This is a genomic window from Actinomycetes bacterium (assembly GCA_035506535.1).
Classification (GTDB): domain Bacteria; phylum Actinomycetota; class Actinomycetes; order DATJPE01; family DATJPE01; genus DATJPE01.
In genome coordinates this window covers 1-2,772 of the sequence record DATJPE010000002.1, presented here as the reverse complement: position 1 = coordinate 2,772, position 2,772 = coordinate 1, and the positions used below count along the sequence as shown (strand labels likewise).

Annotated in this window: 2 protein-coding genes; one reads left to right on the top strand and one right to left on the bottom strand. The window is 71.0% G+C overall.

Going from position 1 to position 2,772, the window contains the following annotated elements; genetic code table 11:
* Positions 1-178: 178 nt before the first annotated feature.
* A complete protein-coding gene (locus VMI11_00495) occupies positions 179-1,525 on the top strand; it encodes a sulfatase (protein HTY70883.1) in 1,347 nt (448 codons plus the stop codon).
* Positions 1,526-1,577: 52 nt separating this feature from the next.
* Here VMI11_00495 and VMI11_00490 read toward each other — a convergent pair.
* The coding region (locus VMI11_00490) for a sulfatase-like hydrolase/transferase (GenBank protein ID HTY70882.1) at positions 1,578-2,772 on the bottom strand (1,195 nt) is incomplete at its 5' end.

Below are 2,772 nucleotides of genomic sequence, written 5' to 3'. Positions count from 1 at the left end.
TCTTCAAGGGGCCACCTGAGCTCTTCCTCGACGTGTGGAACGGCCGCCACCAGCTGGGGCCCAAGGACTTCCTCACCGGCCGGGTGAAGAGCAACCGCCCGCTGCTCCTGAAGGACTTCGTCGCCGCCTTCCAGGGTTCCGGCCAGACGGAGAAGAGGAAGTAGACCGAGCTGAACTCATGCGCCCCGGTCCCCGCGCCCGTCGCCCGCTCTGGCTGCCGGCGCTGGCGCTGCTGACGGCAATCGGCTGCAGCCGTCCGCCCGGCGCCGTGGTGCTCGTCTCGATCGACACGCTGCGCCCCGACCACCTGGGCTGCTACGGCTATTCGCGCCCCACCAGCCCGAACATCGACGTCTTCCGGACGGACGCCGTCCTCTTCCGCTCGGCGTTCGCTCACGCGCCTTCCACCCTTCCATCTCACGGAGCCATGCTGACCTCGCGGCTTCCGCCGCGGCACGGTGGCTCCATTGCCAACGCCAGGGCCGTACCCTGGCAGGTGCTGACGCTGGCCGAGGTGCTCCGGGACAGAGGTTTCGCGACGGCGAGCTTCAACGGCGGCGTGCAGCTGGCGGCGGTGTACGGATTGGACCAGGGGTTCAGCGTCTACGAGAGCGTGGGGGCGGCGCAGAGCCCCGCCGCCACGCTGATCGGCCCGGAGCACCGCTTCTCGCACGCGGTCGATCGGGCGGCGGCGTACCTCGACCAGCATCGCCGCCCCTTCTTCCTCTTCCTGCACAGCTACGAGGTCCATCTCCCGTACACGCCGGAGGCGAGCGACCTCGCCCTGTTCCGAGGCGACTACTCCGGACCACTGCCCGACGCCATCAGCGTCAGCCTGCTCGGAACGATCAACGCGGGCCAGCTGGCGGTGAGCGAGCGCGACCGCCGGCACGTCGTCGACACCTACGATGCCGAGATCCACTCCATGGACCGCGCGTTCGGCCGGCTGGTGAAGGTCCTGAAGGCGAGGGGGCTGTGGGACGACGCCCTGGTGGTGCTGACCTCCGATCATGGAGAGGAGTTCGGTGAGCACGGCGTCATCGGCACGCATTCCCACACGCTCTACGACGAACTCCTGCACGTGGTCCTGCTGGTCAAGCTGCCGCAGCAGCGGCTGGCCGGGACCACCGTCGACACCGTCGTACGCCACATCGACCTTGCGCCGACCGTACTGAGAGCCATCGGCATCGAGCCCCCCCGGTCCTTCGAGGGCCGGGACCTGTTCGCTCCGGGTCCCGCGCCCCGCGACGCAGAGCAGGTCTGGAGCTGTCGCGACCTGCCGGACCGTCACCCGCAGATGTCGCTGCGAACGCCCGACTGGAAGCTCATTGGGGGCCGGCTGTTCGATCTCCGCCAGGACCCGGGCGAGCACACGAACGTGGCGCCGGACCACGAGTCGCTGGTCGACGAGCTCCGCGCCCGGCGCAAGGCCCTGGCCGCGCCGGATCCGCTGCTGCCGAACCGTCCGGCACTGGTCGGCGGTGCGCTGCGGGAGCAGCTGGGCGCCCTGGGCTACGTCCAGTAACCGGGGTCGCCGGGCCGCTCGGCTCGAAGCCGCCGCGTCCCCGCTGTCGGGTCTAGCGCACGTAACCGAGCGCGCGCAGGTTCTCCTCGGTTTCCGGGCTGCTCCCTGCCTCGCGCCGGCTCCACAGAGGTCGCTCCCTGGCAGCCGCGGCGTCGAGCAGCCTCTCCAGGTACCCGGCGCGGATGGGCTGCTGTGCCAGAAGATCCGAGCGCTCTCGCGGATCGTGGACGACGTCGAAGAGCGCCCGGGCGGGGCCGTCCTCCGTCGGCCGGCGGACGAGCTTGAAACCGTCCGCCTGCGCGGTCTCGGCCCGGCGGGAGTCGAGGTCGAGGAACGAGTAGGCCGTACCCGCCCAGGCGGGCGTGGCCGGGTTCAGCCTGCCGAGCAGGCTCCTGCCCGTGACCGTCTTGGGCACGGTCTCCCCCAGCAGGTCCAGCACGGTGGGCAGCACGTCCGCGAGCTGGACCGCCCCCCTGACGCGCAGCCCCGCCTGCCTGCCGGCAGGGAGCTTGAGCACGAAGGGCACGCGGACGAGCTCGCCGTAGAGCGTGTGACCATGCTGCCACGACCCGTGATCCCAGAACTCCTCGCCGTGGTCGGCGACGAGGAGGATGGCGGCACCGTCGTACAGTCGGCGCCGCTTGAGCTCGCCGAGGAACTGGCCGAAGCCCTCGTCGGCCTCGGCGACCTCGGCGTCGTAGAGGGCCAGCATTCCCCTCAGCTCGCTCGGGGTCGCGGCGGAGCGATCCTCCAACAGCCTCCTGAGGTTCGCGAGGGACCCGATCGCGGCATCGGGCACGTCCGCCGCGAAGCGGGCCTTCCACTCGGGAGCCGGGTAGTAGGGACTGTGGGGATCGACCGTGTGCACGTACAGGAACAGAGGGGCGGTGGCCCGCCTGTCGGCGAACCAGGCGGAGAGCCGGCTCACCATCGAGGACGAGGGGGGGCCGTCCCCCTGCTCGTCGAGGCCGGCCCGCAGCCCGGCTTTCAGCGACCCCGGCAGCAGTTCGTACGTCCCGAAGCCCTGGCCGAAACCGAAGAGCGGGGCGACGTTGCCGTTCGTGGTGAAGCCGGCGGTCTGGTAGCCGAGCGCCGACAGCATCTCCGCCAGGGTCACCGCCTCGTCCGGCAAGGCGTCTTGGCGGCCGTTGACGCCGTGGGCGCGGGGTGGCACGCCGGTGAACAGGGAGGCGACCGCGGGCCGTGTCCACGAGGTCTCGCTGACCGCGTTCTCGAAGACGATCGAC